A 23984-nucleotide genomic window follows, 5' to 3' on the forward strand; every position below is an offset into this window, starting at 1 on the left:
AAAATTAAGAAAGCATTGACTAACCTTTGAGAATTTTATCGTATTCTTCTACCTGTGTTGGGTCAATCTCGGTCATTATTTTGTGAACCTCCTGTTTTTGAAGGGGAGCACCTTCCTGAAAGACATTTACGATTTCAGGCGTTTTGCCATTGAAATAATTATTGTACAATACTGAAATGGGGGCTCGTTTTCTTGTTTCAACGTATAATTTCAGACTTTCAACGATTTGTTTACGCGCATCTTCCGGCTCTTTAGCAAGTTTGTCAAATCCCTGACGGTGATAAACATAGACGCCTTCCCGGAATTTTTGAAAAGCCTGGTTCATTAGGTTTTCAATTAACCAATATCGCGTTAAGTTGCCTTCAAAAGGTTGCCAACCAGGTGCGTTTGAGGCTTGTTGTGCATTTTGCATTACCGTTTGAGCCTTTTGATAAAAGGCAGTCCCGCCCAGTCTGGAATAAGAATCGTAGTCTAAACCGATAATACAGTAGGCATAGAAGCCTAATAAAGATGTGAGGTTGGAATTAAATGTTTGCTCTGCAAATTGTAAGGGCTGCGATTGCGCGTATTCAAAATCCCAGTCTTTGTCGACAAAATTAAAGAGGAGGGATTCATAGCTGGTGCCGTATATTGGCCTGGAAGAGGTTATTTGAACTGTAGCTTTAAACCTGTTGAGCACAGGCATTTCGGTAATCGTGATAAAAAGGTTGCATTTTATCCTTTCCTCCGTGGTATAAATATCGTTGGTCCAAACATTATTATTCATGAATTCCCAGATAGCCTGTTGCATGTCATCAAAAATGGTTTTATCTGACAGCTGAATTCTATTTGCATCCACAATGACGCGACAATTGAGCTCCTGAGCCTTTAGATTAATGCCAAGGGAAATAAAAAATAGAATTAAAATGATTTGAATAATTCTCATCCTTTAAAATTTCTGATTGATTTGAGAATATCGAAGGCGAGCTCCTCTTTAGACTTCAACTCAAATTCAGTTAAATTATTATATCTGTCGAGTATAGATATTCTATTGGTATCGTGAGCAAAACCACTGTCGTTATCATTGGCTTTGTTCATGACTATTAAATCAAAATTTTTCCTGATAAGTTTCTCTTTGGCATTTTTCCGGAGGTTTTCCGTTTCAAGTGCAAATCCGATTAACTTTTGATTTTTTGTCTTTTTTTGTCCCAACTCGAAAGCGATATCCGGATTTTCAATTAATTCGATATTCAGATTTTTGCCATTTTTTTTCTTGATCTTATTTTCTGCTTTTGTTTTGGGCCGATAATCTGATACAGCAGCAGCCAAAACCGAAATGTCACATTTTGGGAATAGTTTTTTGGCTGTCTTTTCCATTTCCAAAGCGCTGTCTACCTTGTAAATCTTTAGATTTGGGTGATTATAATCGATGTTAACAGGTCCACTGATGAGTTCAACTTTGGCACCGGAAAGGCAAAATGCTTTGGCGATGGCATAGCCCATTTTTCCGGAAGAATGATTGCCAATGTAGCGAACCGGATCGATGGCTTCCTGTGTAGGACCGGCGGTAATTAAGACTTTCTGGCCTGTGAAATCACTTTTTTTTTTAAGCCCTTCGCTGATAATCTTTAATATATTTTCAGGCTCTTCCATTCTTCCCTTTCCCTCGAGTCCGCTGGCAAGTACACCACTTGTGGAATCAATTATTAAATTGCCATAACCCATTAATTTCTGAAGATTATTTTGAGTGCTTTGATGCGCCAGCATATCGAGATCCATGGCCGGTGCAAAGTAGACAGGACATCGCGCTGAAAGGTAAACTGCTAAAAGCAAATTATCACAAATGCCATTTGCAGCTTTTGCAATGGTATTGGCACTTGCCGGGGCGATCAACATAATGTCAGCCCAAAGAGCCATTTCAACATGATTGTGCCATTCTCCGGTTTCGGGATTCGAATATTTGCTCAGTACCGGATTTTCGGAAAGTGTGGATAGTGTAAGCGGAGTAATAAAATCTTTGGCACTCTCGGTCATTATGACCTTAACAATGGCACCCTGCTTTTTTAATAAGCGAATAAGTATTGCCACTTTATAAGCAGCAATACTACCCGTAACTCCAATTAGTATTTTTTTGTCTTTTAAAGACATTCTTTTTTAGATCAAAAGATCATCCTGACCGTCTTCCTTGCTTGGCTGTCTGAAAACAATTTTATCTTCGTGAAATTCTTCGATGGATTTCGCTGAAGGCTTGGGCATTTTTTCATAATGCTTGGAAATCTCAATCTGCTCTTTGTTTTCAAATATTTCCTCCAAATTGTCTACAGTTGTAGCGAACTCGGCGAGTTTTGAGCTCAATTCTTCTTTTTCTTTCACAGCAATCTGTCTTGCTCTTTTAGTAAGAATAATAATTGATTCGTAAACATTTTTGGTCTCGTCACACAGATCTACAACGTCTCTTGTAACTATTGATGCATTATTTGCCATAATTATGATTGATTATAATCTTCAATTTCTTTTAAACAATTTTCGTATATTTTTTCCGCCTCACCCAAATACTGGCTGGCCGGGTATTTATCAACAAATTCCTGATATAAACTTATCGTTTCATAAAAACGTTCTTTTTTCTTTGATTCGATGCTCTTTTTCGCATAGTTATATTGGGCATCAATTCTCAGATACTGAGCTTCTTCATTGTACTGAGAATCCGGATATTTCTTTCGGTAATTCTCCAATGACACCACGGCAGATTTATATTTTCTGATTTTATGATAAAGTTTGGCGCTTTCAAAGTACTTTTTATTGAGTTTTTTATCCAATCCTCCATAGATACGCTGAACTTCATCTGCAAATTCAGATTTAGGATATTTTTTTAGAAAAGACTGAATGGCCTGCATGGCATCTTTGGTGGTACTCTGATCCAAATCATCTCTCGGAGAAGACTCATATAGTGAACGACAATGCATATAATGTGCTTCCTGTGCAAATTCACTTCTGGGATAAGTCTGATAAAACTTTTTGAAATAATAGGCGCTCAAATACAACTGCCTTTGGTAATACTGACAATAAGCATAGTAGAATTCAGTATCTTCCGCTTCTTTTTTACCACGCATAAGTGGTATCAGCTCTTCAAAAAGCAAGCCTGCACGATAATAATCCCCTGCTTTATAATACTTTACAGCGGCATCGTATTTCTCGACAATGCTGGTCGATTTCTGTATTTTTTGAAATTTGCTGCAAGAAGCAAATACAAATAGCAGGACAAATAATAAAAATGAAAAGTGCCTTAATTTCATCGGGGCGCAAAATTAACGTATTTGTAAGTAATTGACAATTAAATCAATTGACTAACGCTAAATGTCCTGAGACTATTTTGAGATTGCGAATTTTTTGGTCTGAAATTTCTGACCATCCAACTGAACGGTATATAGATAAACCCCTCTTTCAAGCGAAGAAACATCGATGCTTGTCAGATTATTATTGATATTGATTGGCTTATTTATCAATTCAGAACCCAAAGCATTTCGGACAATAATTCTTCCCGAATTGAAACCTTTGATGTCACCGAAGGCAACATTCAGTGTATTGACGGTAGGATTTGGATAAGCATAAAAATCATTCTCATCCAATACCCTCGTTTTGATACCGACGGTAGAATAGGCTGTATAGACAAAAACTCTGCTTATTGTATCGCTGCTTGAATTTTGATTAAAGAAAACATATTTCACTACCGAAGTACCTTCAATTCCGCCACTGCCGTCATAAGGTGTTAAATAACCGATAAATGTAGAATCGCGTTCTCCTTGTGCAAGTGTTACAAAACTGGTTGAAAGGGAAACATTCGTTGGATAACAATCAATACTCCAGCAGAAATATGAACTGTGGCCAGTGGCCATATCCAATTCAAAACGCTCGACTCCATAGGTATTGGTATTGGATGCGGTATTTTCTAGCGTGATTTTTGCTTCCATTTCAGTGTAGAAATCTCCTGAGAGGGAATCAGAGCTTTGACTCACAACGCTGAGGCTCTGTGAAAAGGCATTGATGAATAGGAAAAGAATCAGTGCTGAAGTAAAAATATATTTCATATTAGCGCTTTGGTTTCTCTTATGTTTTAAGATTTTTTATTTTCGACCTCTCTTAAGAGTTTCAAAGCTTAAAAATAAACAGAATTACCCAAAATTCCATAATATGTTTTTTAGAACACTAGCAATTCTTTCATTTGTCCTTTTTTCAACACTTCTCTTTGCTCAGGAGAAGTCCTGGAAAGTTCCGAATGTAGAAATTAAAGATTTGAAAAATACTTCGGTTTCGGCATCTGAAATATACAATACCGAAGGACCAACAATTTTATCATTTTGGGCAACCTGGTGTAAGCCCTGTATACTTGAACTCAATACTATCAAAGATTATTATGTGGATTGGCAGGACGAAACCAATGTAAAATTGGTCGCCATATCCATCGACGACACCAGAAACATTGCCAAAGTTGGGCCATTGGCCAGAGGGAAAGGCTGGGAATACGACATCTATATTGATGCAAATTCTGATTTAAGAAGGGCTTTAAACGTAAACAATGTGCCGCATACTTTTTTGCTTGATAAAAACGGCAATATTGTATGGCAGCATAATGGATACGCTCCCGGTGATGAAGATGAATTATACGATAAAGTACTGGAAGTAGCTGAAATGAGCTCGAACTAGCGTAAAATTTGCATTTTGATTAAAAGACTACTACTACTTACTGTCCTGTCTGTATACTGTTTCTCAAATATATCTGCACAAAATTCAGATTTTAATTCGGGGGCCCTTAGTGGAGGGCAGTTGCACGGTGATTTTTTACTCGATGCACAATACTATGTGAAAGATAAGGCCATAAATGCACAGGAATTACCACAGGGGGCAGGAATGAATGCCTATGGTAATTTTAATTACACAGCCGGAAATTTCAAAGCGGGTATGCGACTGGAATCATATGAACCTGCACTTTTGGGCTTTGACAGAAGGTATGATCAGACTGGAATAACCTTTAGGTATGCCCAATATTTTAACGATCAACTCGATATTACTGTAGGTAATTTTTACGAACAATTTGGTAATGGTTTAACATTACGAGCCTATTGGGAATGGTACCTTGGCCTCGATAATAATATCGATGGGATCAGAGTGCATTACAAACCAATTCCAGGAATTATATTAAAAGGTATTATAGGAAGACAACGTTTTTATTTTGATCAAAGCCCGGGAGTGGTGAGAGGTCTGGACGGTGAATTTTCGATCAATGATATAGTTTCATCTTTTAACGAATCAAAAACACGAATTATCATCGGTGGAAGCTTTGTTTCCAGATATCAGGAAGATCGTAATTCTACCTTAATACTTCCTGAAAATGTTGCCAATTTTGCAGGAAGAATAAATCTAAGCAGGGGAGGCTTTAACCTCAATGCGGAATACGCATATAAAGTCAATGACCCCTCGACCATCAATCAAAACTCTTACAGCAGCGGTGATGCATTACTTGTCAACGCTTCATATACAGGAAATAATTTTGGAGCGAGCATAGGAATGAAACGCTGGGATAATATGGATTTTCGCAGCGACAGAGCCGCTACCGGATTTGATTTGTTCATTAATTACCAACCAGCGCTTACAAAGCAGCATACTTATAGATTGAGCTCACTCTATTCCTATCCGACAGTACCCCAGGGGGAAATGGCAATTCAGGCTGATGTTTTTTATAACATTAAAAGAGGGACTTTTCTTGGAGGAAAATACGGGACCAATATTGCCATTAATACATCATTGGTCAATGACATACCAAGAACACCCACCGGTGACAGTCTCAGAAATGATTATGTCTCAGATTTCTTTGAAATAGGAGATGAGGTGTTTTACAGGGATATTAATGTGGAAATCAGCAGGAAACTTAGTCGAAAATTCAAATTTACAGGTTCGGTGATTCGACAAATTGTCAATTATGTATTTCAGCCGGCTACATTAAGCGGAGATGCCTTGAAAGTAAAATCCTGGATAGGGATAATGGAAGGAACTTACAGCTATAAAGTCAATGACAAAAGATATACCTCAAGATTAGAATTACAGGTTTTGACAACTAAGCAGGATTTTGGAGATTGGTTTACCGGATTATTTGAACAAACCCTGACATCCCACTGGTATATTACAGCCCTTGGCGAATACAATTATGGTAATCCCAATGCTGACCGAAGGAATCTTTATTTATCCGGTGCTGTTGGATACAGAAAAGATACCTATTCCATAAAACTTGGAGGAGGACGTCAGCGAGGTGGATTTCTTTGTGTTGGAGGAATTTGCCGACCGGTACCTGAAAATACCGGAGTTACTTTAACATTGGCAAGCTCCTTTTAGAATTATTACTATGAAGAATATTTTATTGATTATTTCGGTTTTACTCTTTGCACTTTCCTGTGATGTTATTGATGGGAATGTACTTGAAAATGAAGGCATACCCGGACCCGTGGATACCACTGGAAACGATACGGTGGAAAAGAGTTTCGCCAAGAAAATTCTTATTGAAGAATACACAGGCCACAAGTGCGGTAATTGTCCCGGAGGTGCGAGAACTGTAGCTGATTTGAAGGCACAGGATCAATACAAAGATAAACTGGTGGTTATTTCCGTTCATGCGGGAAGTCTGGCCAATTGGGCCCCTCCCGGTGCACCTAAATTCACAACCAATTTCACGACTGCAGTTGGTGATGCCCTCGATCAGGAATTCGGCGTAAGCCTTACCGGAATACCAAGAGGATTGGTAAACAGAGAAGAAATCAGTGGCAGCAAACTTGTATTGCCCGGCACCTTTGAACAGAGCATTCAGGATATACTTGATGAACCCAACACTTTCGTTGCGATAACGGGAAATCTATCTTTCGATGAAAATACAAAAACCATTTCTGCAAGCATTAGCTCACATTTTAATGCAATCGTGTATGAAGATTTAAATATTAGCGTCTATGTTACCGAGGATAGTGTAATCGATTGGCAAAAAAATTATGTGAACACAGGAGACCCCAATTATCCGGTTGGAGACATAGAGGAATATGTTCACATGCATGTATTGAGAGGATCGATGAACGGAACCTGGGGAGATTTATTAAATGAAAGTGCAGGAAAAAGTATTGAAGAAGGTGCAAGTATAAGTAAGGCATTCACCTATCAATTGGAAGATGGGAATGATCCTTATTTCTGTAATGTAATTGCCTTTATTTACGATACCGAGACGGATGCAATCGTTCAGGTGCGGGAATGGCATTTGAAGGACATAATTGATTAAAATTTTGGAAACCTAATTCTTCCTTTCTTCTGTTGATAACGGATTACAGGATTGATGATGATGGTAACAATAATCAAAGAAGCACCTAAATAAAACTCTCCTGACATTTTTTCAGATTCCCCAAAAATTAGCAAGGCTAATAGTATACCGTAAATGGGTTCCATATTTACAGCAAGATTGACCGTAAAAGGGGTGAGGCGTTTCATAATTTCTACTGATACGCTAAAGGCGTAAACCGTACATACCCCGGAAAGAATTAAAAGATAAAACCAGTCCATTAGCGTTGGATTCAGTTGCAGTTCTCCATCTGGAGCAATCCCAAAATAAGTGTAGGGGATAAAAAAGATTGCAATGCTCAATGCAGCGCCGGCCATTTCGTAAAAAGTAATGGCATAGGGGTCGTGTTTTTTTGTGTAAAAGGCATTTAAAATTGAGAAAATTGCCGCCAGAAATGCCGAAAGAAGAGCGATCGATAGCCCGAGGGCATGATCAAATTCGAAACGGAAAATAATATAGAGACCAAGAATCACTGTAAGACCTGAAAATATTTCAAGAAAGGATATCCTTCTTTTGAAAAATAGTGGTTCGAGGAAGGCCGTGAAAAGTGTCACCGTGGCCATACCGGCCAAACAAACCGAAACCGTACTCACTCTTGCTGACAAAAAGAAAAATATCCAGTGGGCGGCAATTATGGTACCTGTAAAAAGCAAAGGAAGAATATCTCTAAATTTTAAAAGCAATAACTGTTTTTTAAAAATAAACCACATGGCCAGTAAAATGGCAGCTATTCCGGTTCTGTAGAATACCAATTCGATAGAAGGGATTTCTATGAGTTTTCCAAGTATTGCCGTGAAGCCCCATATGAATATGATAAAATGAAGTTTGAAATAATCTTTGTTCATGATTATTTCGGTACGTTGCGATACATGAGTAATGCCACTATTGCAAAAACAATACTCGGGAACAGGGCTCCCATCAAAGGTGAAAACCCACCCACCTGAGCGATACTTCTACTCATCATTACAAATAGAATGTACACAAATGCCAATACAAAGCCGAAGGCAATCTGAACACCTGTACCTCTTCTGTTTTTTCTGGAAGCAGAAATAAGGCCCATTAATGCGAGAATAACAATGGCCGCCGGGTATGTAAAACGTTCATACCTCTCAATAATATAAGGTTCTATGTTTTCGGCTCCGCGCATCCTCAATTCCCTTATATAATCCGTAAGTTCTGAGACCGTGAATGTCTCGTACAACCTTTCCTGGCGTTCAAAATCATCGGGTAAAAAATTCAAAGCGGTGTCCAGCGATCGGCCTTCAAGGTATTCTTCTCCTTCCGGCCCAAAATTGTGAATGGTATAACTATTCAAATGCCACTTTTCCAGCTCTTCATCCCAATTGATTTTCGGACTACTCAATTTTGAAAGCAGCTGATTGTCAACAATTTTTTCTATGGTAAATTTATAGCCCACTTCGAGCCGGTTATTGTAGCTTTCCATATAAACATAAGTGTCAGGTGATGTTTTAATATGGATATTTCTTCCATCGTAGTAATACTGATTTTTAAGATAGCTGAATTCAAAAGCAAGTCGGGTGGTATTGGCTTTTGGAATAAACCAGGCTATACCTATAAAATTGACCAAACCAATTAATATCGCTGCTAGAAAATAGGGCCGGGTAATCCTTCTAAAGCTGACTCCCGCACTTAACATGGCGATTATTTCCGTATGAGATGCCAATCTGGCTGTCACAAATATGGAAGAGATAAATACCATTAAGGGACTCAGTACACTGGCCCAATAGGGGATCAGGTTTAAAAAATAGTCGAAAAGGATTTGGTTGAGCGTGGCATCGGATTGAACAAAATCATCATTTTTTTCACTCCAGTCGATTACACAAATTACGAGGCATAGGATGACCACTACAAAGACATAGGCCACCACTAGTTTTCGAAATATGTACCAATCGAGTTTTTTCACCTTACAATCTTCGGCTTAATTTTTCAATCATTTCCTTTTTCCAGGAAGAAAAGCTGTCTTCGGCTATATGCTGCCGGGCTTCTTTCATCAACCAAAGATAAAGCCCAAGGTTTTGTATGCTGGCAATTTGAGCACCAAGTATCTCATTGCCTATGATTAAATGTCTTAAATAGGCTTTGGAATAAGTTTTATTGATAAACAGGTCCACATTTTCGTCCAAAGTGCTGAAATCGTTTTTCCATTTCTCATTTCGGATATTGAGGATGCCTTCGGAAGTGAATATCATTCCATGTCTTGCATTTCTTGTTGGCATGACACAATCAAACATATCGATGCCCCGGTCTATGCATTCCAGCAAATTTTCCGGTGTGCCCACACCCATCAAATACCTGGGTTTGTTTTTTGGAAGGATATCCGTTACCCAGTCGCAAACCTCGTACATCATTTCATGTGGTTCTCCTACCGATAATCCCCCAATAGCGCATCCCGGCAGATCTGTCTCGCTGATGTATTTAGCCGATTCGGAGCGCAAATCCTTATAAACGCTTCCCTGAAGAATTGGAAAAAGGTTTTGTTCATAGCCGTATTTGCCCTGTGTTTTGTTCATTGCCTTAATACAACGATCTAGCCATCGGTGGGTCAGATGCATGGAATTCTTTGCATAATCGTATTCACAAGGATAGGGTGGACATTCATCAAATGCCATAATTATATCCGCACCTATTCCCCTTTGAATGTCTATAACGTTTTCGGGAGTGAATAAATGCTTTGAACCGTCAATATGCGATTGAAATTCAACGCCTTCTTCTGAAATTTTACGTGATTGTGCCAAAGAGTAAACCTGATAACCGCCGCTGTCGGTCAACAGTGGCCGCTCCCAATTCATAAACTTGTGAAGCCCACCTGCTTGTTTTAATACATCCATCCCGGGACGCAAATAAAGGTGATAGGTGTTTCCTAATATGATTTTGGCATCGAGGTCTTGCGAAAGCTCTCTCTGATGAAGGGCTTTTACTGTTCCGGCTGTCCCAACGGGCATGAAAATGGGCGTTGGTATTTTACCGTGTTCCGTACTAATCGTACCGGTTCTTGATTGTCCTTCGGAGCTTTTGGCCTGTATCTTAAATTCGAGCATTTCGGCGCAAAATTAATTTTTCTGTTCATCTGATAATAAATTTTGCTTATTTCAAATCCGAATGTTTGAAATATTATTCATTTTATCCTCAATATGTGCCCTGATTCAGATATTATGGCTGATTTCACAAATCGATTCTTTTAATTTTTTTTCTAAAAGAAATCCCGGGAAACCAATCTCAGTAATTATAGCAGCCAAAAATGAGTTGGAAAATCTTAAGAAACTTGTTCCGGCACTGAGAAATCAAAAGTATAATCGGGATTGGGAAGTCATTATTATTCTCGATAGATGCAGCGACGATTCACTGGCCTATCTCAAACAAGAAAAGGAATATTTTCAAGGTCTAATTATTCTGGAACAAAAACAGTCTGATATTCCCCCTGAAATTTCTCCAAAGAAAAATGCCCTAATGAAGGCTATAGAAATAGCAAAATATGATTTGATCTTACAGACGGATGCCGATTGTTATCCCAAAACTGATTTTTGGTTAAAAGAAATGGGAGAATCACTTAAAGAAGGTGATGTATTTGTTATTGGCTTATCGCCTTATGAAAAACACCCCGGATTTTTAAACAAAATCATACAGTACGACACAACCTGGACTGCAGGTAGCATGATTTATTTCGCCAGCAAGGGGAAAGCCTATATGTCCTTAGGAAGAAATCAAATGTTTCTAAAAAGCTATTTTCTTGGCAAGGGAGGCTTTGGTGAAAAAGTAATGGTTCCTTTCGGGGATGATGACTTATTGATCCAAAACCTGAATCCTCAAAAAAAATGCAATACATGTGTTACAAATGATGGACAAACCGTATCAATACCCGAAAGCAATTGGCACGATTGGTTTAACCAGAAACTAAGACATTTAATGGCGGGAAAATACTATCCAAATAATATTCTTAAAGAACTGATCCTCAATTATCTGACCCTTCCGTTTTATATTTTGCTAGCCATAGCAATTCTGATCTTCCCCGAATATTGGACCTATTGTTTGGCATTATTCCTCATAAGAAATTTGTTATATGCTTACCTTTTTAAGCGTTTGGCTGATAAAAGCGGATCGGAAATAAACATTGTTTTTATTCCTGTACTGGATTTACTTCATATATGTATTAATTTGGCGCTCGGACTAAAAAGCCGACTGAGAAACAATATCGAATGGCGATAGACAAAAGAAAATTTTCTGAAAAAGCGCTTGAAGACTTTAAGCTTGTGGATGCCGCAAAAGCCGGTGATCAAAAAGCTTATGCCGATTTGCTTCATCGTTATAGAAAATCGGTCTATCATATGATATTGAAAATGGTCAGGAATGTGGACGATGCTGAAGATCTCACCATCGAGGCATTTGGAAAGGCATTTAAAAATCTCAAAAAATTTAATCCCGATTATACCTTTAGCACCTGGTTATTCAGAATAGCCACCAATAATTGTATCGATTTTATACGAAAAAAGCGACTTCAAACCACCAGCATCAGCGGTTCGATGAAAGACAAGGATGGGGATTTCATACCCGTAAATATTAAGGACTCCAACCGAAATCCGCAGGAAGAGGCCATAAGAAGTGAGAAAATTGAGATCATGCAGGAGATCGTAACTCAATTGCCACCAAAATACAGACATTTGGTTCGACTGCGTTATTTCAAGGAATTATCTTATGATGAAATTGCCACAGAATTGGAAGCTCCGCTCGGAACGGTTAAGGCCCAACTTCACAGAGCAAGAGAATTGCTTTACGATTTTGTGAAACACCGCAAAGATTCCATCTGATTGAATTTGCTCAATAAATATTTTCCCGAACTTAAAGAGGATAAACTCAATACCTACAGGGATTTCCGTGAGGTTTTTTCAAAATGGAATGAAAAGATCAATTGTGTGTCCAGAAAAGACATGGAAAATTTTGAGGAGCGACACATTTTGCATTCTCTGGCCATTTCTAAGGTTATTTCTTTTCCAAAAGGGTCAAGTGTTTTGGATGTGGGAACGGGAGGAGGATTTCCCGGATTGCCCCTGGCCATAATGTTTCCCGAAGTTCAGTTTCACCTGATCGACAGTATTGGAAAAAAAATAAAAGTGGTTCAGGGCCTTGTCGATGAACTCGAACTAAAAAATGTTAAAGCAACAAAAATCCGATCTGAGGAAATCAAAGAAAAATACGATTTTATAACAGCAAGGGCCGTGGCAAGAGCTACTACCTTTTTTCATTGGGTTGGCCATTTAAAAAACAATAAGAGTCCTTATGAAAAACAGGGCATTTATTATCTGAAAGGAGGGGATATTAAGGAGGAAATGCTCGAGTTAAAACGCCCCTTTAAAATCTGGCCGATCAGCGATTTCTTTGAAGAGGAATTCTTTGAAACCAAAAAAGTGGTTCATTTCTGATCTTCGAGCTCTTCCTTTTTTATAATTCTGGTGTAAACTCCCGTTTGAAGTCCCTGTGCTTCTGTCCAGATGGGGGCAATCACTCCATCATGTGCTGAAATATTATTGTAATCGCCAAAAAATACGATAGGGTTGGGTACAAAGGATTCTTCATTGATTTTTTTATTGAAAAATGTTTCTCCTCCGTCCTTAGACCAGGCTAAAAATACCTCCGTTTCAGTACTTGTGAAATTTCGTCTGTCGTAAAAAACAGCATACAAATTCCCGTCGTTTTGATCTATTGCCATCCATGTGAAAAACTGATGGTTGCCGCTCGAATCCCTGTTGACTTTTATAGGATTGCTCCATGTTTCTCCCTTGTCTTCAGATTTTACTAGCCATACGTCCGTATCGGTTATACCATTTTTCTGATCGGCGTAATTAATATAAATGCTACCTGAATTTTGGCCATCGGATAAATCACAAAGGGTGATAGGCATGCCATTGCAACGCATTATTCCGGGAATGTCCATATCCCAACCGCCTACCTGGTTTACGACAACAATGTCATTCTCCAGCCAGGTCTTACCCCCGTCTGTGGATTTATCAAACCAAATGGTATCATTATAAGACCAGGACACATATATTTCGCCATTGGGGCCCACTGCGGGTACTGCGCCTTCCGTTGTTTGATCATCGTCAAGACAATTGCCAGACTTTTGGTTGATTCGGATTGCTTCGGACCATGTGGCGCCTGCATCTGTGGATTTACTAAAAAGAATATTACTCTTGTCATTCGGGTCAATGCTTTTGTATTCGTCGAATTGGGTCCAGGTGACATAAATATTATTGGTTTTTGGGTCCACCACCGCCCAGTGTTTATCCTGATCCTTGGGACTGTTCAATCCCATAAATGTGCCATTGTCAAAAGTGACGCCTCCGTCGGTTGATTTCTGACAAACTATTCGATCCAGCAATTCATCACTTCTCCAGTTTTTTCCGCTGGGATCGGATAGGTGTAAATAATAAAAATTGCCTTTGTAGTCCGCAACAATCACAGGATCGCCAAAAACACCATAACTGGATTTCAGTTTACCACTTTTCCATTTTTTGCCACCGTCCTTGCTGTAATAATAACGGTCGATAATGGCTCCGGCTACAATATTTTTTGGGTTAATAGGATTGATAGAAATACTTGGTTCGCAGGGATTATGCCCTTTGAGCGCCGATTGTTTTTCGAGAAGAACAATGTCTGAACTTTTGCAGGCCAGCATCGCAGCCAATGCGATCAATGTTAAATACTTCATTTTCTAAGCCTGAAGTATAATTTTTTCAAGAAAATCACCCACAAAATAAGCCAGAACAGCAGCTATGGCACCCAAAAGAAGTGTTTCCATGGAACTTCTGAATTTCCCTGCTCCCGTGACCATGGATTTTAAAAATCCCACAAGTATAAATGCTATACTGGTCAGCAAACAGGTCAATAAGAAGAGATCAATTTGCAAAGGGCGGATGAAATCCCAGAGATAGACAATCAAAGGAATAAGGCCTACAATAATAAAAGAAATGAAGGTAAAGAGACCTACACTAAATGGCGATTTATCGTCTTTGGCCATTTCCAACTCTTCTTTCATCATGGTGTCCACCCATACATCATCATCTTCAATTATTTTGGCAACCACCTGTTCCAAAAGTTCTCCTTCAAAACCTTTGGCTTCATAGATTTCTCTTATTTCATCAATTTCTTTTTCTCTTAAATGCTCAATTTCCCAATATTCTATGGCTTTGTGTTTTTCATAATTTTCATGCTCCGATTTAGCCGAAAGAAAAGCGCCTACTGACATTGAAAAACCATCCGCAATTAGATTGGCAAAACCCAAAATAATAATAACAGCACTATCAAGGCCGGCACCAACCGAACCCGCAACCACTGCAAATGTCGTTACGCTTCCGTCGATTCCTCCATAGACAAATTCGCCTAAATAATCCTGTATGCGTTGAAAAAAAGTATTTTTCTGATGGAGTTTTTGTTCTAGTTTTTGCTTCATGAGAACGCTTTTGAAAAAATAGTTTCAGGCAAATATCCGATTAAGGAAATTTTATACCAAAAAACGGAAACCAGCACCAATGACAATTGTTAGTTTTGCATCATGACAAAGAAAGGAATATTACTCGTAAATCTTGGCTCACCCGATTCACCCGAAGTACCCGATGTAAAACGCTATCTGGATGAATTTTTAATGGATGAAAGAGTAATTGATGTGCCTTATTGGTTGAGAGCGCTCATCGTAAAAGGCATTATTCTCAATTTCCGCCCCAAGAAATCTGCCCATGCTTATAAGTCCATTTGGACAAATGAAGGTTCGCCATTGATTGTAATTTCGAAGAAACTAAAAGAAAAAGTTCAAAATGAAGTTACTATTCCTGTAGCTCTGGGCATGCGATATGGAAATCCGTCGATTGAATCTGCAATTGATGAATTAATGGCCATCCAAGGCATGGAGGAAATCTTATTGGTTCCACTTTACCCTCATTATGCTATGTCGAGTTATGAGACGGTAGTAGTAAAAGCAGAAGAAGTTATTGCTGAGAAATATCCTCGCTTGAAAATACAGGTAAAAGGGCCTTTCTACGATCAGGAAGACTATATCCTTGCCTTAGCGCAAAGCATGTATCCGAACATTGCGGGAAAGGAATTTGATCATCTTTTATTTAGCTATCACGGATTGCCGGTAAGACATTTGAGGAAGAGCGACCCAACGGGTTCTCACTGCGCCAAAGCAGAAAATTGTTGTCATGTTGATTCTGAAGCACATAAAACATGTTATAAGCATCAGGTGATTCGAACGACGGAATTAATTGCGGAGTATTTCAATATACCATTGGCTAAATATTCTTTTGCCTTCCAATCTCGATTAGGGAGTGATAAATGGATAGAGCCCTATACCGAACCTACCGTTGAGCATTTAGCAAAAACAGGGGTGAAAAAACTGGCTGTAGTTTGTCCGGCGTTTGTTTCGGATTGTCTGGAAACTATCGAAGAAATCGGGATGGGCGTAAAGGAAACCTTTTTAGAAAATGGAGGAGAGGAGTTCACCTTGATACCATGTATGAACGATCACGAAACCTGGGTAAAAGTGTTGGCAGGATGGATCAAGGACTTTGAAAAAGAAAATGCCCTTTCTGTATCTAATTAAATCTATTAAATTTTGCAATGAAAGATACGATAGACCCGGGATCGTTTTAGTACCAACCACAAAATGCCAATTGATCAGGCATACCCAATTTCCGGTCCAAGATGGACCTTGCTTCTTACAAAATTGCCATTGCCAAAAGCGACGGCCTTGCCTTCTTCATTGAGCAATACGGCTTCTGCCATCATTGTTTTTCCCGAAACAAACCTGACTTTTCCATGCGCCGTAATTTTTCCGGAGCTCACTGGTCTTAGAAATTGTATGTTAAAAGAGCTGGTAAGTACAAATACATCTGTAATAATTGAATTGACGGCAAAAAAAGCAGCATCATCGAGCAATTTGAAATAGACCGATCCGTGAATTCCACCGAGGGCATGAAAATATTTGGGCAAAACATCAATGCTTATCCTGGCCGATTTATCCGAGATCTCGATTTCAGTAGATTCGAAGAACTCTGAATTAATATTGGCATTGAGATACATTTTTTCCAGCTTCTTAAAATGTGCATTCTTCATGATCAATTATTTAGATAAATATAAGCATTCAGTGATGTAGCAATGAGCATCCATATCAAATAAGGCAGAATTAGAATGGAATAATAATGGAGTACTTTTATATAGTAAATAAAGTAAAAGCCAATCAACAAAGTCAAGAGGCTGATCACCAAAAGAGCCCATAAAGTTTCACGATAATGAAAGAAAAGCGGATTCCATGCGATGTTTAGCAGCAGGGCAGATGTAAAAAGGATTACCAATAAAATTCTGTTTTCCGATATCTTCCATAAATAGGCGAGATAAACCGAAAAACATATCATTATGGTGGTCCAGGCAGCCCCAAAAACCCAGCCGGGAGGGGTCCAGGGAGCCTTATTTAAATCCTGATACCAATCCGATGAAACACCGGAGCCGGTAAATTTTGCCCCTATGGCCAAGCCCATAAAATTGAGAATAAGAAAGAGTAGTATTTTATAAAGCATACATTCAAATTTTAATCCACTAAACATAAACTTCACATCCCAATCTACCAATTGTGAGTGCATTTTAGGCCGATTAATTAAATGATTAGTATCATAATTTTTAATGATTAAATAATTAAGGATAAATTTGTCCGAAATTAAATTGATCTATAAATTTGCCGATAGAAAAACAAGAATTATGTTTTCAAAGGCCTGTGAATATGCGCTAAAAATTATGATTTACCTCTGTTCGGTAAAGGAGGAGCAAAAGCTTTCAGGATTAAAAGATGTGGCTCAGGCTATAGATTCACCAAGTGCCTTTACAGCCAAAATTTTGCAAAAGCTGGTAAGAGCACAGCTATTGGAATCTCTGAGAGGACCAAGTGGTGGGTTCAAAGTTGTTGCAAGACAAATTTCTCTATTGGAAGTCGTCAAAGCGATTGATGGAGATCGACTTGTGAGCGCTTGCGTATTGGGATTAAAAGAATGCAGTAGTCAGTACCCCTGCCCCGTACATGATAAATTCGTGGCAGTAAGGGATCATCTTAGTGGTGTACTATCCACTACCAATCTCAAAGATGTAAAAGGAGGGGTGATCATGGGCAACCGTTTTTTAAAGATTTAAAAAAATTTCAAACAAAAAAGGACTAAAATGTCCTTAATTAATAATTATGGAAAATATAGCAAGACAAAAAGTAGGAGACATTGTTGCTTCCAATTTTAGAACTTCAAAAGTTCTGACAGCTCATAACATAGATTTTTGCTGTGGCGGCGGTATAAGCCTTCAGGATGCCTGCCTGAAAAAAAATCAGAATCTGGCCACGGTTATTGCCGAACTTGAAGAGGTTTTTCAAACCGAAAATGATAAAAATTGGAAGGATTTCGAACTGGATAAATTAATCGATAGCATTGTTCAAAAACATCATGCCTATATCCTGGGCACAATACCGGCACTTCGAATTTATTTGGATAAGCTATGCAATGTGCATGGAGAACGACACAATGAGTTGTTCGAAATTCGATCATTATTTGAAGAAGGCAGCATTGCATTGCTGCAACATATGGAGAAGGAAGAAAAAATACTCTTTCCCTATATCAAGGCAATGGTCTCTTCTGAGCGCGATGGATTTCCATTATCAAAACCTCATTTTGAACACATTGAAAATCCTATTCAAATTATGGAGGCTGAGCACGCAACAGAAGGATTAAGATTTGCGAAAATTGCTCAACTGACAAACAACTACAGCTGTCCACCGGATGCCTGTCAAACATACAAGGTAACATACGCTCTTCTTCAGGAATTTGAAGAAGATCTTCATATACATATACATCTGGAAAACAATGTTTTGTTTCCGGCTTCGCGAAGGATGTTTAACAAACAGGTTGTAGGAAACTGATTTATCTCATGTTTTGCGCTTCGCTAAATCAAATATCGACACAAAAACTAAAAACAACTTTGAATCCCAAATAACATCATTATGAAAAAATATATTATTTCAGCTTTATCAATTGCTTCAATCATTTTTCTGGCTTCCTGTGGTGGAGGCAAAAGTGAGATTGAAAAGATAAGAGAACAAACTATGAAAGAACCCGTCGCTGAAGAAAACAGCGATGTGCCTGCTAGTGAGCGTATCACTCTGGACAATAAGGGTGTAGGAAGAATCAAGAATGTCACGCTTGCGGAAACCATTGATCAGGAAATGGTTGAACGCGGTATGGCCCTCTTTGAAACCAATTGTAGCGCCTGCCATAAAGTAGATAAGCGTTTTATCGGCCCTTCACCGAAAGGAATTATGAAAAGAAGAAGTCCGGAATGGATTATGAATATGATACTCGACCCTCAGATGATGGTTGAGCAGGACAGATGTGCCAAAGATCTTTTAGTCGAATTTAATGGAGCCGCTATGGCCAACCAAAACATGACTGAAGAACAGGCTCGTGACATTTTGGAATACTTCAGAACCCTTTAACTAAAACTTTAATATTATGAAAATGAGATTTTATTATTCTTTTATCATGTTCGTGCTTCTAGCACTGATATGGTCATGCGCTCCGGAAAAAGAGGCCGAAACTTCTTCGGATTCTTCTTCAATACCAGATAGTCATCCTATGGGGCAGGCCTCCGTTGTAGATGATGTGTCTGATCCGAATATTTTGCAGGTAGCAATTTCATCAGAACCTCATAGCACTTTAGTTGCTGCAGTTCAGGCTGCTCAAATAGAACACGTATTGGTTAATGCAGGGCCACTTACTGTATTTGCTCCTGTAAACGGAGCTTTTGATGCATTGCCCGAGGGAACAGTTGAAAATCTGCTCAAGCCTGAAAACAAAGGGGACCTTGCAACAATCCTGACCCGCCATGCAGCTCCCGGATCCTATGATATCGATGCACTCAAAAGAGAAGCCGATAAAGGCAGAAAATTATACATGGCTACCGGCGATTACCTTGAAGTAATAGTGGATGGCGAAGATGTAATTGTAGGAGGAGCCAAAATAGTTGGAACAGTTCCGGCATCAAATGGAATAATCCATGTAATAGAAAACGTGATCTTACCTTAAACTAACTTTAAAATGAAAATTAGAATATTATTAATCAATTGTTTTTTCATCGCTGCTCTGGCCTTCATGGTTTCATGTGGACAGGCGGGTGAGAAAAATGGAAATGGGGCCTTAGGAACAAGCATTGCCGAGAAGGTATATGTAGCCCCTGGCGAAAGAGACGAACAATATGGCTTTTTATCCGGTGGTTACAGTGGTAATCTTACCGTTTATGGATTGCCATCCGGAAGACTATTTAAGGAAATTCCTGTGTTCTCACAGTTTCCTACTTCCGGTTATGGTTATTCCGAAGAAACAAAGCCAATGTTAAACACATCGTTTGGATTTATTCCCTGGGATGATTTGCATCACCCGGATATATCGCAAACCAATGGCGAGCTTGATGGCAGATGGATATTTGCCAATGGCAATAACACACCAAGGATCGCCAGAATTAGCTTAAGCACCTTTGAAACTGAGGAAATTATCGAAGTTCCAAACAGCGCCGGTAATCACAGTAGTTCATTCATAACAGAGAACACGGAGTACGTGGTTGCCGGAACGCGGTTCTCGGTACCCGTTCCTCAGAAAGATATGCCAATAAAGGAGTACAAGTCTAATTTCAAAGGTGCCTTAACTTTTATTGCCGTTGAGCCCGAACATGGGCATATGGATATTAAATTCCAGTTGTTAATGCCTGGATTTAACTATGACCTTTCCCACCCCGGAAGAGGTAAGTCGCACGGATGGTTTTTCTTCTCTACCTACAATACAGAGGAAGCGAGTACACTTCTTGAAGTCAATGCATCACAGAATGACAAGGACTTCATCGCTGCAGTTAATTGGAAAAAGATCGAAGAGTTTGTAAATAATGGTGGCGGTACGAAAATGCCAGCCAATTATGCGCATAACGTATATGATGAATCCACACATACTGCAAAATCAACTATGAAGACTGAGGTACTCACCGTAAATCCATCGGATGTACCCGGAGCTATTTACTTCCTGCCTACACCAAAATCACCACATGGTTGTGATGTGGATCCAAGCGGACAATATATCATTGGTGCAGGTAAACTTTCTGCAAACATTACCGTCCATTCATTTGACAAAATGTTGGCGGCCATTGAAGCGGAGAAATTTGACGGCGATGCCTATGGAATTCCTATCATCAACTACGATGATGTATTGGCAGGTAGCGTGCAAAGCGGAGGATTAGGTCCATTGCATACCGAATTTGACGGAAGAGGCAATGCCTATACCACATTCTTTATCTCATCAGAAGTAGTGAAGTGGAAACTTGGAACCTGGGAGGTAGTGGATAGAAAACCTACTTATTACTCTGTTGGTCACTTGATGATCCCAGGTGGTAACTCAAGAAAGCCACATGGCAAATATCTTGTGGCTATGAACAAGATCACAAAGGACCGATACTTACCTACTGGTCCTGAAATGGAACACTCAGCGCAGATCTATGACATTTCAGGTGAGAAAATGGAATTGCTTTATGATTTCCCGACTCACGGAGAGCCTCACTATGCGGCAGGATGTAATGCCGAATTATTGGTTGAAAATTCGAAAAAAATCTATCGAATAGATGAGAATAATCACCCATATGGTATTAAATCGCCTGCTGATGCCCGTGTAGAAAGAGATGGCAATGAAGTTCATATCTATATGTCAACCATAAGGAGTCATTTTACCCCTGACAATATAGAAGGTATTAAAGTAGGTGATAAGGTGTATTTCCATATCACCAATCATGAGCAGGACTTCGACGTACCTCACGGCTTCTCAATGATAGGACAGGGAACTTCAGAAATTTTAATCATGCCCGGCCAAACCAAAACTTCACTTTGGGAACCAAAACGAGTTGGAGTATGGCCATTCTATTGTACAGATTTCTGTTCGGCACTTCACCAGGAAATGCAAGGTTACGTCCGTGTTTCTCCGGCAGGCTCAAATATTGAGTTGGCCTGGTCACTGGATGAGTAAATCACTTAAATCTTGGGGTAGGCCAAAAGGTCTGCCCCTTTCTTTTTTTTTGTAAATACATTTAAAATTATTGTCAATGAAACGCGCAGGGATTATCATGGTCTTAGGAAGTATTTTCCTTTTGGGAATATTTGTATTTCCATTATGGAATATTCGATTAGGCGCTCCTCAGTATCCTGAACCTCTTGGAATCAATATTTACATTAATGGGCTTCAAGGTGAAAATGAATTTGATATACAAAATATTGATGGTTTAAACCACTATATAGGAATGAAAACACTTCCTAAACCTGAAGACATGTGGGAATTTTCTGTATTTCCCAAAGTAGTGGCTTTAATGGCCGGTATCGGAATAGTCATAGGTTTATTGTCCGTTTTTATAAAAATTTCGCCCACCTGGTTTCTCATATGGTTTGTCAGTATGAGCGTATTGGGGGCCTTGGGTATTTATGATTTTAATCTTTGGCTGGTGGACTACGGAAGTGATCTTGATCCGAATGCCATCATGAAACTGGTTAATCCGGATGGTACTCCAATGCAGTACAATCCTCCATTGATCGGTCATAAAAAACTTTTAAATTTCGATGCCTTTTCCTATCCAAGGGCAGGAGGTATATTGCTGGGTATAGGCATAATTCTGAGTTTAGTGGCCTACTTTGTAGGAAAGAAATCACAATCAAGTACCTAAAAATACATTAATGATAAATAAAATTGCATTTCATCTTTTCCTGGCTGTCATCTTACTAATGCCTTTTTCATGTAGCAATGATCCCGAGCCTATCATTTACGGTGAAGATGCCTGTGATTTTTGCAGAATGTCAATAGTTGATCAACAACATGCCGCCCAATTGGTAACTGAGAAAGGTAAAAACTATAAATACGATGCCATTGAATGTATGATGAATGATTACAAGGATTGGACCAAGGTCCGGCCCGAACTTTTCCTTGTAAATGATTACCTAAATCCAGGGAAATTAATAGATGCGAAAAAGGCTCAATTTCTGATTTCTGAAAGTATTCCCAGCCCAATGGGCGAATTTCTTAGTGCATTTGGTTCTAAAGAAGAACTTGAGGAAGTACCTTATGAAAAAGGAAAAGCAATGAATTGGCTCGAACTCCAAAAACATTTTGAGATAAAATAAAACGATTATGAAATACTTTTATATCTACCTGGCATTTATGATGCTTTGCTTCAATAGCTATGCTCAAAAAGCCATAAAGATTAACAAAGATCAATGTGCTGAGTGCAATATGTTTATTAAAGATCTTGATTTTGTAGCTCAGGCAATAGATGAAAATAATAGCATTTACAATTTCGATGCCATAGAATGCCTTGTGAATTTCCTTAAGGAAATTGATGAATCGGGATTTAGTAAATTGTTGGTATCAGATTATCTGCGGTCGGAAAAAATGATTCCCGCTGCTGAGGCGTACTTTTTGAAGAGTAAGGAAATCGCCAGTCCCATGGGAGCTTATATTTCAGCCTACTCTAATAAATCAGAAGTCATTAAAATGCAAAAACTTAAAAAAGGTGAAATATATACCTGGGGAGAGCTGAAACAGTTATTTAAAGATTCCCGTTTCGGTTTGCTTGACCATCCGACACATCATCATCACAAACCCGGCTCTTATGCACCAATTGGAATTATGGGTGATCACCTTCATCACAAAGGGGGATGGATGTTCAGTTTTAGGGCCATGAATATGAATATGTGTGGAAATTTAACTGGTAGCACAGAAATAGCTGATATGAACGTTTTCAGAAATTATATGCTTGCACCACAGCAAATGAATATGCGCATGTATATGATTGGTGCAATGTATGCTCCGAGCGACAATTTTACGCTGATGATAATGCAGAACTATGTGGAAAATAGTATGGATCTCAACAATATGACGGGCATGTCTTTTTCCACGGAGAGTAAAGGTTTTGGAGATCTTAATGTAAGTGCGCTCTATGGATTGATGTCAAAGAAAAACAGCTCTTTCCATCTTAATATCGGCGTAAATATCCCTACGGGAGAAATACAAAATAGATATTCAACTCCAATGACCGAGAATATGAAATTGCCATACCCTATGCAATTGGGAAGTGGCACTTTTGATTACTCATTGGGAGGAACATACAAAGGTTCCGTGAAGCATTGGACATGGGGCATTCAGCCAATGGCCATAGTGAGAACTTCAAAAAACACTGAAAAATACCGATTGGGTAATCAACTGAATTTGAATACTTGGATGAGTTATGATATATTTCAATGGATGAGTTTGTCAAGTAGAGTATTGGGAACTAAAAGTGGAGAAATTCTGGGTTCTGACAAGGAATTAATGACTATGATGGCGCCTCCGGCAAATAATGAAAATAGCGGCAAAAGTCAAGTAAAATCCTATTTGGGCTGTAATTTTTCATTTGGTGAAAAGGCCTATTGGAGAAATTTCAAAATAGGTTTGGAATACGGAATACCTTTATACCAGGAAGTGAATGGAATTCAAATGAATGAAAAGGCCAGTTTTATTGCAGGAATGAGATATTCAATTTAAGG

At 38.9% G+C, this 23984-nt stretch carries 27 protein-coding genes; 15 read left to right on the forward strand and 12 right to left on the reverse strand.

Going from position 1 to position 23984, the window contains the following annotated elements; all coding sequences use genetic code 11:
* Positions 1-19 precede the first annotated feature (19 nt).
* The 5 genes from HZR84_11845 to HZR84_11865 all read right to left on the reverse strand — a co-directional run bounded on the left by HZR84_11845 (position 20) and on the right by HZR84_11865 (position 4064).
* The gene (locus HZR84_11845) at positions 20-925 is read right to left on the reverse strand and encodes a DUF4835 family protein (protein ID QNL22605.1); all 906 of its coding nucleotides are present in this window, start codon (positions 923-925) and stop codon (positions 20-22) included.
* Positions 922-2127 carry a bifunctional phosphopantothenoylcysteine decarboxylase/phosphopantothenate--cysteine ligase CoaBC gene (gene coaBC / locus HZR84_11850; GenBank protein QNL22606.1) on the reverse strand — a complete coding sequence of 402 codons (1206 nt, stop codon included), beginning with the start codon at positions 2125-2127 and terminating at the stop codon, positions 922-924. Before coaBC ends, HZR84_11845 begins: the two co-directional genes overlap by 4 nt.
* A gap of 6 nt (positions 2128-2133) precedes the next feature.
* Positions 2134-2463 (reverse strand): DNA-directed RNA polymerase subunit omega, encoded by a 330-nt coding sequence (locus HZR84_11855; GenBank protein ID QNL22607.1) that lies wholly within the window; start codon positions 2461-2463, stop codon positions 2134-2136.
* Between the two features lie 2 nt (positions 2464-2465).
* The gene (gene bamD, locus HZR84_11860) at positions 2466-3272 is read right to left on the reverse strand and encodes an outer membrane protein assembly factor BamD (GenBank protein QNL22608.1); all 807 of its coding nucleotides are present in this window, start codon (positions 3270-3272) and stop codon (positions 2466-2468) included.
* 72 nt (positions 3273-3344) lie between these two features.
* Complete coding sequence (locus HZR84_11865) at positions 3345-4064, reverse strand: T9SS type A sorting domain-containing protein (protein ID QNL22609.1); 720 nt, start codon at positions 4062-4064, stop codon at positions 3345-3347.
* 103 nt (positions 4065-4167) lie between these two features.
* Between HZR84_11865 and HZR84_11870 the strand changes: the two genes are divergently transcribed.
* The 3 genes from HZR84_11870 to HZR84_11880 are packed head-to-tail and all read left to right on the forward strand — an operon-like array spanning position 4168 to position 7288.
* Positions 4168-4680 (forward strand): TlpA family protein disulfide reductase, encoded by a 513-nt coding sequence (locus HZR84_11870; protein QNL22610.1) that lies wholly within the window; start codon positions 4168-4170, stop codon positions 4678-4680.
* Positions 4681-4695: 15 nt separating this feature from the next.
* Positions 4696-6363: a hypothetical protein gene (locus HZR84_11875; GenBank protein ID QNL22611.1), complete on the forward strand. Its 1668-nt coding sequence runs from the start codon at positions 4696-4698 to the stop codon at positions 6361-6363.
* A 10-nt stretch (positions 6364-6373) separates the two neighbouring features.
* On the forward strand, positions 6374-7288 hold the full coding sequence (locus HZR84_11880) for an Omp28-related outer membrane protein (protein QNL22612.1): 915 nt from the start codon (positions 6374-6376) through the stop codon (positions 7286-7288).
* Here the strand turns inward: HZR84_11880 and HZR84_11885 are convergent.
* From HZR84_11885 to tgt, 3 genes are read right to left on the reverse strand one after another with little or no spacing between them, the layout of a single operon-like run.
* The gene (locus HZR84_11885) at positions 7285-8190 is read right to left on the reverse strand and encodes a DMT family transporter (protein ID QNL22613.1); all 906 of its coding nucleotides are present in this window, start codon (positions 8188-8190) and stop codon (positions 7285-7287) included. The two genes, HZR84_11880 and HZR84_11885, sit on opposite strands and share 4 nt — an antisense overlap.
* 2 nt (positions 8191-8192) lie before the next feature.
* Positions 8193-9269, reverse strand: coding sequence for an LptF/LptG family permease (locus tag HZR84_11890; protein ID QNL22614.1), 1077 nt, complete (start codon positions 9267-9269; stop codon positions 8193-8195).
* A 1-nt stretch (position 9270) separates the two neighbouring features.
* A complete protein-coding gene (gene tgt / locus HZR84_11895) occupies positions 9271-10404 on the reverse strand; it encodes a tRNA guanosine(34) transglycosylase Tgt (protein ID QNL22615.1) in 1134 nt (377 codons plus the stop codon).
* A gap of 61 nt (positions 10405-10465) precedes the next feature.
* Here tgt and HZR84_11900 point away from each other — a divergent pair, with 61 nt between their 5' ends.
* From HZR84_11900 to rsmG, 3 genes are read left to right on the forward strand one after another with little or no spacing between them, the layout of a single operon-like run.
* A complete protein-coding gene (locus HZR84_11900) occupies positions 10466-11569 on the forward strand; it encodes a glycosyltransferase (protein ID QNL22616.1) in 1104 nt (367 codons plus the stop codon).
* Positions 11560-12168: a sigma-70 family RNA polymerase sigma factor gene (locus HZR84_11905; protein QNL22617.1), complete on the forward strand. Its 609-nt coding sequence runs from the start codon at positions 11560-11562 to the stop codon at positions 12166-12168. The genes HZR84_11900 and HZR84_11905 overlap by 10 nt, the downstream gene beginning before the upstream one ends.
* Positions 12169-12780, forward strand: a complete 612-nt coding sequence (rsmG, locus tag HZR84_11910) for a 16S rRNA (guanine(527)-N(7))-methyltransferase RsmG (GenBank protein QNL22618.1) — start codon at positions 12169-12171, stop codon at positions 12778-12780.
* Here rsmG and HZR84_11915 read toward each other — a convergent pair.
* Both HZR84_11915 and HZR84_11920 read right to left on the reverse strand, forming a co-directional pair.
* A complete protein-coding gene (locus HZR84_11915; protein QNL22619.1) occupies positions 12771-14066 on the reverse strand; it encodes an exo-alpha-sialidase in 1296 nt (431 codons plus the stop codon). The genes rsmG and HZR84_11915 overlap by 10 nt on opposite strands.
* Positions 14067-14069: 3 nt before the next feature.
* Positions 14070-14807, reverse strand: coding sequence for a VIT1/CCC1 transporter family protein (locus tag HZR84_11920; protein ID QNL22620.1), 738 nt, complete (start codon positions 14805-14807; stop codon positions 14070-14072).
* A gap of 102 nt (positions 14808-14909) precedes the next feature.
* Here HZR84_11920 and hemH point away from each other — a divergent pair, with 102 nt between their 5' ends.
* Positions 14910-15956, forward strand: coding sequence for a ferrochelatase (gene hemH, locus HZR84_11925; protein QNL22621.1), 1047 nt, complete (start codon positions 14910-14912; stop codon positions 15954-15956).
* Between the two features lie 74 nt (positions 15957-16030).
* Here the strand turns inward: hemH and HZR84_11930 are convergent, their stop codons facing one another.
* The gene (locus HZR84_11930) at positions 16031-16468 is read right to left on the reverse strand and encodes a PaaI family thioesterase (protein QNL22622.1); all 438 of its coding nucleotides are present in this window, start codon (positions 16466-16468) and stop codon (positions 16031-16033) included.
* A 2-nt stretch (positions 16469-16470) separates the two neighbouring features.
* Positions 16471-16929, reverse strand: coding sequence for a tryptophan-rich sensory protein (locus tag HZR84_11935; protein ID QNL23252.1), 459 nt, complete (start codon positions 16927-16929; stop codon positions 16471-16473).
* 178 nt (positions 16930-17107) lie between these two features.
* Between HZR84_11935 and HZR84_11940 the strand changes: the two genes are divergently transcribed.
* From HZR84_11940 to HZR84_11975, 8 genes are all read left to right on the forward strand, one after another.
* Complete coding sequence (locus HZR84_11940) at positions 17108-17533, forward strand: Rrf2 family transcriptional regulator (GenBank protein ID QNL23253.1); 426 nt, start codon at positions 17108-17110, stop codon at positions 17531-17533.
* 46 nt (positions 17534-17579) lie between these two features.
* Positions 17580-18305 (forward strand): iron-sulfur cluster repair di-iron protein, encoded by a 726-nt coding sequence (gene ric, locus HZR84_11945; protein ID QNL22623.1) that lies wholly within the window; start codon positions 17580-17582, stop codon positions 18303-18305.
* Positions 18306-18386: 81 nt separating this feature from the next.
* Positions 18387-18878, forward strand: coding sequence for a c-type cytochrome (locus HZR84_11950; GenBank protein ID QNL22624.1), 492 nt, complete (start codon positions 18387-18389; stop codon positions 18876-18878).
* A 16-nt stretch (positions 18879-18894) separates the two neighbouring features.
* Positions 18895-19467: a fasciclin domain-containing protein gene (locus HZR84_11955; GenBank protein ID QNL22625.1), complete on the forward strand. Its 573-nt coding sequence runs from the start codon at positions 18895-18897 to the stop codon at positions 19465-19467.
* A gap of 12 nt (positions 19468-19479) precedes the next feature.
* Complete coding sequence (gene nosZ / locus HZR84_11960) at positions 19480-21441, forward strand: Sec-dependent nitrous-oxide reductase (protein QNL22626.1); 1962 nt, start codon at positions 19480-19482, stop codon at positions 21439-21441.
* A 76-nt stretch (positions 21442-21517) separates the two neighbouring features.
* Positions 21518-22129: a hypothetical protein gene (locus tag HZR84_11965; protein QNL22627.1), complete on the forward strand. Its 612-nt coding sequence runs from the start codon at positions 21518-21520 to the stop codon at positions 22127-22129.
* A 10-nt stretch (positions 22130-22139) separates the two neighbouring features.
* Complete coding sequence (locus HZR84_11970; GenBank protein QNL22628.1) at positions 22140-22583, forward strand: nitrous oxide reductase accessory protein NosL; 444 nt, start codon at positions 22140-22142, stop codon at positions 22581-22583.
* A gap of 7 nt (positions 22584-22590) precedes the next feature.
* Positions 22591-23982, forward strand: coding sequence for a nitrous oxide reductase accessory protein NosL (locus tag HZR84_11975; protein QNL22629.1), 1392 nt, complete (start codon positions 22591-22593; stop codon positions 23980-23982).
* Positions 23983-23984: the final 2 nt, after the last annotated feature.

The sequence above is a fragment of the Hyphobacterium sp. CCMP332 genome, assembly GCA_014323545.1.
Taxonomy (GTDB): Bacteria; Bacteroidota; Bacteroidia; order Cytophagales; family CCMP332; genus CCMP332.

Bases quoted from the DNA above. Each gene is read 5' to 3' on its own strand.
- HZR84_11845 (QNL22605.1), bottom strand. From the start codon at position 925: ATGAGAATTATTCAAATCATTTTAATTCTATTTTTTATTTCCCTTGGC.
- coaBC (QNL22606.1), bottom strand. From the start codon at position 2,127: ATGTCTTTAAAAGACAAAAAAATACTAATTGGAGTTACGGGTAGTATT.
- HZR84_11855 (QNL22607.1), bottom strand. From the start codon at position 2,463: ATGGCAAATAATGCATCAATAGTTACAAGAGACGTTGTAGATCTGTGT.
- bamD (QNL22608.1), bottom strand. From the start codon at position 3,272: ATGAAATTAAGGCACTTTTCATTTTTATTATTTGTCCTGCTATTTGTA.
- HZR84_11865 (QNL22609.1), bottom strand. From the start codon at position 4,064: ATGAAATATATTTTTACTTCAGCACTGATTCTTTTCCTATTCATCAAT.
- HZR84_11870 (QNL22610.1), top strand. From the start codon at position 4,168: ATGTTTTTTAGAACACTAGCAATTCTTTCATTTGTCCTTTTTTCAACA.
- HZR84_11880 (QNL22612.1), top strand. From the start codon at position 6,374: ATGAAGAATATTTTATTGATTATTTCGGTTTTACTCTTTGCACTTTCC.
- HZR84_11885 (QNL22613.1), bottom strand. From the start codon at position 8,190: ATGAACAAAGATTATTTCAAACTTCATTTTATCATATTCATATGGGGC.
- tgt (QNL22615.1), bottom strand. From the start codon at position 10,404: ATGCTCGAATTTAAGATACAGGCCAAAAGCTCCGAAGGACAATCAAGA.
- HZR84_11900 (QNL22616.1), top strand. From the start codon at position 10,466: ATGTTTGAAATATTATTCATTTTATCCTCAATATGTGCCCTGATTCAG.
- HZR84_11905 (QNL22617.1), top strand. From the start codon at position 11,560: ATGGCGATAGACAAAAGAAAATTTTCTGAAAAAGCGCTTGAAGACTTT.
- HZR84_11915 (QNL22619.1), bottom strand. From the start codon at position 14,066: ATGAAGTATTTAACATTGATCGCATTGGCTGCGATGCTGGCCTGCAAA.
- HZR84_11920 (QNL22620.1), bottom strand. From the start codon at position 14,807: ATGAAGCAAAAACTAGAACAAAAACTCCATCAGAAAAATACTTTTTTT.
- hemH (QNL22621.1), top strand. From the start codon at position 14,910: ATGACAAAGAAAGGAATATTACTCGTAAATCTTGGCTCACCCGATTCA.
- HZR84_11930 (QNL22622.1), bottom strand. From the start codon at position 16,468: ATGAAGAATGCACATTTTAAGAAGCTGGAAAAAATGTATCTCAATGCC.
- HZR84_11935 (QNL23252.1), bottom strand. From the start codon at position 16,929: ATGCTTTATAAAATACTACTCTTTCTTATTCTCAATTTTATGGGCTTG.
- HZR84_11940 (QNL23253.1), top strand. From the start codon at position 17,108: ATGTTTTCAAAGGCCTGTGAATATGCGCTAAAAATTATGATTTACCTC.
- ric (QNL22623.1), top strand. From the start codon at position 17,580: ATGGAAAATATAGCAAGACAAAAAGTAGGAGACATTGTTGCTTCCAAT.
- HZR84_11950 (QNL22624.1), top strand. From the start codon at position 18,387: ATGAAAAAATATATTATTTCAGCTTTATCAATTGCTTCAATCATTTTT.
- HZR84_11955 (QNL22625.1), top strand. From the start codon at position 18,895: ATGAAAATGAGATTTTATTATTCTTTTATCATGTTCGTGCTTCTAGCA.
- nosZ (QNL22626.1), top strand. From the start codon at position 19,480: ATGAAAATTAGAATATTATTAATCAATTGTTTTTTCATCGCTGCTCTG.
- HZR84_11965 (QNL22627.1), top strand. From the start codon at position 21,518: ATGAAACGCGCAGGGATTATCATGGTCTTAGGAAGTATTTTCCTTTTG.
- HZR84_11970 (QNL22628.1), top strand. From the start codon at position 22,140: ATGATAAATAAAATTGCATTTCATCTTTTCCTGGCTGTCATCTTACTA.
- HZR84_11975 (QNL22629.1), top strand. From the start codon at position 22,591: ATGAAATACTTTTATATCTACCTGGCATTTATGATGCTTTGCTTCAAT.